General features: G+C 55.0%; 8 protein-coding genes. All 8 read right to left on the reverse strand.

All coding sequences use genetic code 11. The features are described 5' to 3' along the window. On the reverse strand, positions 1-356 hold a 356-nt coding region (locus B3187_RS03705; RefSeq protein ID WP_286804629.1), incomplete at its 3' end, for a hypothetical protein. A gap of 94 nt (positions 357-450) precedes the next feature. Beyond that, the gene (locus B3187_RS03710) at positions 451-1,263 is read right to left on the reverse strand and encodes a DUF2971 domain-containing protein (RefSeq protein WP_286804631.1); all 813 of its coding nucleotides are present in this window, start codon (positions 1,261-1,263) and stop codon (positions 451-453) included. Between the two features lie 525 nt (positions 1,264-1,788). Beyond that, on the reverse strand, positions 1,789-2,469 hold the full coding sequence (locus tag B3187_RS03715) for a hypothetical protein (RefSeq protein ID WP_152521622.1): 681 nt from the start codon (positions 2,467-2,469) through the stop codon (positions 1,789-1,791). 293 nt (positions 2,470-2,762) lie between these two features. Continuing rightward, complete coding sequence (locus tag B3187_RS03720) at positions 2,763-3,956, reverse strand: NAD(P)/FAD-dependent oxidoreductase (protein ID WP_286804632.1); 1,194 nt, start codon at positions 3,954-3,956, stop codon at positions 2,763-2,765. Further along, complete coding sequence (gene tadA, locus B3187_RS03725; protein WP_286804633.1) at positions 3,953-4,471, reverse strand: tRNA adenosine(34) deaminase TadA; 519 nt, start codon at positions 4,469-4,471, stop codon at positions 3,953-3,955. The genes B3187_RS03720 and tadA overlap by 4 nt, the downstream gene beginning before the upstream one ends. Continuing rightward, positions 4,456-4,725 (reverse strand): DUF1653 domain-containing protein, encoded by a 270-nt coding sequence (locus B3187_RS03730; RefSeq protein ID WP_024460561.1) that lies wholly within the window; start codon positions 4,723-4,725, stop codon positions 4,456-4,458. Before B3187_RS03730 ends, tadA begins: the two co-directional genes overlap by 16 nt. Before the next feature lie 38 nt (positions 4,726-4,763). Continuing rightward, complete coding sequence (locus B3187_RS03735; protein ID WP_286804635.1) at positions 4,764-5,972, reverse strand: CaiB/BaiF CoA transferase family protein; 1,209 nt, start codon at positions 5,970-5,972, stop codon at positions 4,764-4,766. After that, the coding region (locus tag B3187_RS03740; RefSeq protein WP_286804636.1) for an NAD(P)H-quinone oxidoreductase at positions 5,969-6,810 on the reverse strand (842 nt) is incomplete at its 5' end. The genes B3187_RS03735 and B3187_RS03740, both read right to left, overlap by 4 nt.

The raw sequence follows: 6,810 nt of genomic DNA on the forward strand, positions 1-6,810 counted from the left end.
GCCAGAATCACTATGCCACTACAGGTCGACTCCATTATTGCAACACACAAACCCTTTGAGGTAAGCAGGTTAAGTGCTTTGTACAACTCTATCCAGCTTCCCCGAGCACTGATTGTTGAGCCACCCATCTCGATCTTCTTTCGGGCCGTCCCCAATGGAAGATCGAGGACCACTAAGTCATACCTCGTATTTGACCCAGTACTGTCAAGCCAATCATAACCTTCGACTATTGCCCCTGCACCCGGAATGTCGAGCAACGGATCACTCGAAAGCTTTATGACTATAGCTGACTCAATCAACCGCGAGGCCGCCAACGCCTCGACGAAACTCCCTACGATGAATTTTGGATGTGTCACTACTCCACCCTCATTATTCCTACAAAGCATTCAACGCCGTCGCTTTTCGGTATAACGAAGTCCCAGCGCGAGTGCGCTCGTCAACAGCCACGGGTTAGCTTTTGTTGATAGATTTTTTTGCGACGAGGTTCCACGATTTAACATCGGGTTCACACTGCATCATCTTGACATCTTTTCTCCCCCAGGACTGAAGCACATCCTTCAACTCTTTGTCAGTAACAGAGCCACCTTTGGTAACATTTCTATATAAATTTCGCCCTAAATAAATTTCTTTAAGCGAGTTTTCCGGCACATCAAGGCAGTATAAAGGTCGACCAGAGACAATTACTTTATTCCACTCACGATATCGACCACTACCTGTGTGATATCCGAAGGGGATATTTTCAATATTTTTTACAATACGGACTTCTTCTTCGTATGCCCACTCAAGAGACTTATATAGAAAAGCTCTTTTCATCAAATTGTAGGCATTCGAGTCAAAACGAAGTTTACCGCCAATGTTCATCAGCTCATGCTCGCCAATCACAGGGAGATCCTTATGAGGCTTTGTAGCTGAGTAGATCATCTCTCCATACTGGCTTGAAATCACATTGCTTTGCGGGTCTGAAAATCCGGCCAAATCACAATCATACCCAAGGACCACCCCTTGGTGAGAGTCTCCATAATGCGACCACATAAGCGCGTTTAACGGCTGCCGAGTCAACGATAAGACACCGTATTTTCTCGAGAAGCGGTTTCTGCACGCATCCGTGGCTGTTTTCGCGCTTATAGAATCATCGCCATCTCGAAAACCAAAGGCTGTGCACTCAAAAGGATCGTTCAAGTCTTCAAGGCATGAAAATCCTATTGATAGGGAATCGATCACCTTCCGAGCGGCATTGAAGGACATGTACTTGTATAGGATCATGAACCTCTCTCAAAAAAGCTAGCGACCGGCTTTTGGAGCGGATTTGCAGCCATTCAGTAGCGGGAAAGCCGTTCACTCCAAAGGATCAGCAACAACCGTTTATTATGTACTACTTAGCTTCCGCACTCACTGCATTTCCAGCCACCGACCTGCACATTTAAAATCTTCCATACGATGACAAGCAGCAACCACACACCAACAGTTGCGACAGTCAGAATCAGATGCACCAGAAGCATAAACCCGCTTGACTTACTATTATTTCGATGATGCTTGGTAGTTTTAGAACACCTTTTGCAGTACTCCAATTTTTCTTCGATTACTCTTGCCATCACCTTCTCCGCCTATTATTTAGATAATTAATTTTGCACATCCAACAAAACCACATTCAAAAGGGCGACGTCTTCCAAGCAACGGTTACATAAAAAGAAACTTTTCGGACACTTTGGAGCCGCGAAGCGGAAGGGAATTGTCCCGAAATAGCGCATGGTTAAGTCTTGTCTGATCTTTGTTCATAAGCATGATGACTCATGAAATCAATTTTTTGAATAATGGCTCCAAAATATTCTCAGAAGTGCGTTTTTTATAGACATTAAAAAGACGTCTCACTCTAACGTATTGGATAATACCAATAGATTTGGAAACCTTAAGAATATCTGACCTCAATTCGGCCAAAAGATGCTCGACAAGTTCACTCTCCATTTTTGGAAGTTCAGACTCAACATGCTCCGCTGAAAGGTCGTTATCACTAAGCATCTCCAAATAACGAACCCAATACTCACGGACTTGAGGGATAATATCCATTAGCAGCGAATTAGATTTAAGGCGATGTGCTAGCACGGGATTATTTCGAGCAATTCGTTCGAGCTTTTGGACATAACCTGCGTCATCCCAACCATTGACTTGGGATAGCATTGCTTCCAGCTGGGGCTTAACTAGAGGCTCCATAATCCGGAAAAACTCTTCATTTTTCGCCAAGTTCTTGTGGCCTAGACGCTCCATCACTTCAGCGCATGCTTCAAGATAATTTCTTGGTTTGAGGATTTGCGTAGCTCTTAACGAACTATAGACTCCTAGAAGCGTGAATATTAGCCCTCGGAATTCATCTTTATATTCAGCAGAACGTCTGTAGAGAAACCCCACACCTGCCAACAGGGACCCTAATATGGCACCAAACATGGAAGCTAAAAAACTAGGTGGTAAATCCAAAAAAGCCCCTCAGAATCTAACAACTGTATATCAAGCCTGTACGTTTATGAGTCAAGGTAGGCCACGGGGTAAAGTGCTGACACTCAACCAACTCCCGACAACAATACCTTCCTCCCTGGGTGTAAAAGTGTGCTGGCACTGTTTCTCCCGACCTGCGGCACGCTTACCTTTAACCAATTTCAGTAAGCCATTGATTTTTCTAAATTTTATTTTATCGGGTCAAAAAAGCGTTAACCGCCTGAATGTAAAGTGTGCACTAATTTTTCAGAAATTCAAATATGAGCTTTAAATCTTCAAATCACCCGCCCTGCACAGTACCCACTGGCCCAGGCCCACTGGAAGTTGTAGCCCCCCAACCAACCGGTCACGTCGAGTACCTCGCCAATAAAATACAGCCCCGGCACCGCTCTTGCCTCAAAGGTCTTGGAGGACACCGCCTGGGTATCCACCCCGCCGCGGGTGACTTCCGCGGTGCGGTAGCCTTCGGTTCCCGGCGGGACGATCTGCCAGCGGTGGAAGCCGTCGCACAGGGCGTCCATGTCGGTGCGGCTCCACTCCGCCAGGGGTTTGTCCTGCAGGCCGCTCGGGAAGATCGGCAGTTCCAGCCAGGTTTCCACAAAGCGCTTGGGCAGGTGGCGAGAGAGGCGGTTTTTCAGGGTGGTTTTCTGACCGTCGGAGCGCCACTGGTTCAGCAGCTCCCCGAGAGATTCTCCGGGCAGGAAGTCGATGGTGATGGCTTCCTGGCGGTGCCAGTAATTGGAAATCTGCAAGATGGCCGGGCCACTCAGGCCCCGGTGGGTGAACAGCAGCGCTTCGGCAAAGCGCTGCTCTCCGCACTCGACTGTCACCGGCAAGGACACGCCCGAGAGGGAACGGGCAATCTCCAGCCACTGGCCGCTCAGGGTGAAGGGTACCAGTGCTGCTTCACGCTCGGTGATCGGCAGGCCGAACTGTTTGGCGATCTGGTAACCGAAGCCGGTGGCGCCCATGGTGGGAATGGACAGGCCGCCGGTGGCCACCACCAGGGATTCGCACTGCACACCGCCGTTGGTTGTGGTCAACGTAAAGCCGCTGTCGGTTTTCTCGATCGATTCAATGGTGCACTGGGTCTGGATGCTCACGCCGGCTTGGTCGCACTCGGCCAATAGAATATCGAGAATATCCCGGGATTTGTGATCACAGAATAATTGCCCCAGCGCTTTTTCGTGATACTGGAGATCGTAGCGCTGCACCAGCGCCAGAAAGTCATAAGGGGTATATCGGCGCAGGGCGGAGATGCAGAAGTGGGGATTGTCGGAAATGAAGTTTTCCGGCGAGACATCGTAGTTGGTGAAGTTGCAGCGGCCGCCACCGGACATCAGGATTTTTTTGCCCACTTTATTGGCATGGTCCAACACCGCCACGCTTCGCCCGCGAAAACCCGCCGTGGCGGCACACATCAGGCCGGCGGCGCCACCGCCGATAATCACGCAGTCGTAATATTTCATGAGGGGTTTTGCGCCTGTTTGCGTGCCTTGATTTCGGCCCGGCGCTGGCGGAAAAAGTCGGTCAGTTGCTGCTGGCAGGCTTCGGCGAGTACGCCGCCCTGTACTTCCAGCCAGTGATTGTAGTAGTCCGTCTGTGCGAGTTGATTGCGGCTTTCCACCACGCCGGCTTTGGGTTCGGTGGTGCCGTAGACCAAGCGTGCGACGCGGGCGTGAATCAGGGCGCCGATGCACATGGTGCAGGGCTCGAGGGTCACGTACAAAGTGGTATCCGGCAGGCGGTAGTTCTGCTCCGCTGCAGCGGCCTGACGCAGCGCCACCACTTCGGCGTGGGCGGTGGGGTCCTGAGCACCAATGGGCTGATTGAAGCCTTCGCCGAGCACTTCATCGTCGCGGACCAGCACGGCACCGACCGGCACTTCGCCTCGCTGGGCACCCTGCTCGGCCAACGCCAGGGCGCGCTGCATCCAGTGTTCGTCCCGCGCGTTCAGGTCGTCCGTCGTTACTGTCCCGCCCACAGGTGATCCTTCTCCATGGGTTCCACATAGGCAAAACGCGGCACGGTTTCCCCCGCCACTTCCACCGACTCGTTAAACATGGACAGCGGCCGGACCCAGAGGCTGTAGTCGCCGTAGAGGCAACGATAGACCACCATGGCCTCCCCGGTTTCACTGTGGGTGGCCACTTCCAGTACCTGATAGTCCTTGCCTTTGTAGTGGCGATAGCGGCCGGGCTTTAGCGGCTCGTCGGGTCGTTCTTCGGTTTTGTTCATAACAGATTACTCGTTCTATCGGGCGTCGTATCGGGCCGCTACACAATGCCCTGTTCGCGCAAATCACTCAAGTCTTCCGCACTGAGGCCCAAAGCCTCCTGCAATACGCCGTCGGTATGTTGGCCCACCTCGGGGCCCGGCCAGTTGGTGCCGCCCGGGGTGCTGTCCAGGCGCGGCATCATCGCCGGGATTTTCAGCGGCTTGCCATTGATCTCGACCTGCTCAAACAGGCCCCGCGCCTGAAAGTGCGGGTCGGCCATCATATCCGCGACATTGTAGATCGGGCCCGAGGGCACCCGCGCCGCTTCGAGTTTGGCCAGAAGCTCGGTGGACGCGAGAGAACCACACCAGTCGGATAATGCACCATCGATTTCTTCCACGCATTCGACGCGCCCGGCGTTGGTGGCCATGCGTGGATCTTTCGCCATCTCTGGCCGATCCGCCGCGCGCATCAGGCGCTGGAAAATGGAGTCGCCGTTGCCGCCGATGACCACGTATTTGCCATCCTGACACCGGTAGGTGTTGGTGGGCACGATGCCGGTGACGGTGGTGCCCGAGGGCTCTCGGATCACACCGGCGCCGTCGTATTCCGGCACCACGGCTTCCATCAGGTTGAACATGGCTTCGTACAGGGCCACATCCACCACCTGCCCCTCCCCGCCCGGTTGGCGCTCGCGCTCGAACAGCGCCAGGGTAATGCCCAGCGCCGCGTGCAGACCGGCGATGGTATCACCAATGCTCAGGTTCGGGCGCACCGGCGCCTGGTCCGGGTGGCCGTTGACGTAGCGAAAGCCGCTCATGCCTTCACAGACCGAGGCGAAGCCGGGTTTTTTGGCGTAGGGGCCGGTCTGGCCGAAGCCGGAGATCCGGCAGTAGACCAGTGCCGGGTTGCTCTGCTTGATGACGTCGGGGCCGAGCCCCCAGTCTTCCATCACGCCGGGGCGGAAGTTTTCGATCAGGACGTCGGCGCTGTCGATCAGTTGCCGGGCGATGTCCCGGCCTTTGTCCTGTTTGAGGTCCAGGGTCACGCTTTTTTTGTTGCGGCCCAGGCTGCGCCACCAGAGTGAGGTGCCGTCTTCCACCACGCGCCAGCCGCGTAGGGCGTCGCCTTTGCCCGGGGGTTCGATTTTTATTACCTCCGCGCCGAAGTAGGCGAGCATGCAGCCGGCGAAGGGGCCGGCGATGAGTTGGCCGAGTTCGATGACGCGGATGCCTTCTAGGGGGCGGTGGGGGGTGGTTTTTGTCATAGGTCGATAATGGCTTTGCCGATCAGGGTGTTGGATTCCATCAGTTCGTGGGCTTTTTGGGTGTCACTTAGTGCAAAGCGGTGGTTTATCAAGGGTTTTACTCGTCCGAGGGCGATCAGGGGCCAGACGCGTTGTTCCAGTTCTCGGGCGATGCCGGCTTTGGCTTCGGTGCTCTGGGCTCTTAGTGTCGAGCCGGTGAGGGTCAGGCGTTTGAGCATTAGGGGCATCAAGTCTACCTCGACTTTGCTGCCGTCTAAAAAAGCGATATTGACGATGCGCCCTTCTTTGGCCGCTGCCTTGATATTGCGCTGGACGTAGTCGCCGCCGACCATGTCCAGAATCACGTCGGCGCCCTGGCCGTCGGTGAAGGCTTTGACCTCGGTGACAAAATCCGCTTCGCGGTAGTTGATCGCCCGGTCCGCGCCCAGCGCCAGGCAGGCGTCGCACTTTTCAGGGCTGCCGGCGGTCACTATGACCCGGTGATCCAGGGCCTTGGCCAGCTGGATGGCGGTGGTGCCGATGCCGCTGGCGCCGCCGTGGATCAGTAGGGTTTCGCCCGGCTGCAAGCGGGCCCGCTGCCATAGGTTGTGCCATACGGTGAACAGGGTTTCCGGCAGTGCGGCGGCGTCTTCCAGGTCTAGCCCCTCGGGTACCGGTAGGCATTGATCCGCCGGGGCGACGGCGTATTCGGCGTAGCCGCCGCCGTTGACCAGAGCGCAGACCCGGTCGCCCAACTGCCAACGCTGAACGCCCTCTCCGACCGCGACGACGGTTCCCGAGACTTCCAGCCCGAGCACTGGGGAGGCATCTTCCGGAGGCGGGTAGAGTCCCTGTCGTG

Origin of the sequence: Marinimicrobium sp. UBA4209 (assembly GCF_002381585.1) — a bacterium.
In the GTDB taxonomy this organism is placed as follows: Bacteria; Pseudomonadota; Gammaproteobacteria; order Pseudomonadales; family Cellvibrionaceae; genus Marinimicrobium; species Marinimicrobium koreense.

Bases quoted from the DNA above. Each gene is read 5' to 3' on its own strand.
- B3187_RS03735 (WP_286804635.1), bottom strand. From the start codon at position 5,972: ATGACAAAAACCACCCCCCACCGCCCCCTAGAAGGCATCCGCGTCATC.
- B3187_RS03710 (WP_286804631.1), bottom strand. From the start codon at position 1,263: ATGATCCTATACAAGTACATGTCCTTCAATGCCGCTCGGAAGGTGATC.
- B3187_RS03730 (WP_024460561.1), bottom strand. From the start codon at position 4,725: ATGAACAAAACCGAAGAACGACCCGACGAGCCGCTAAAGCCCGGCCGC.
- B3187_RS03720 (WP_286804632.1), bottom strand. From the start codon at position 3,956: ATGAAATATTACGACTGCGTGATTATCGGCGGTGGCGCCGCCGGCCTG.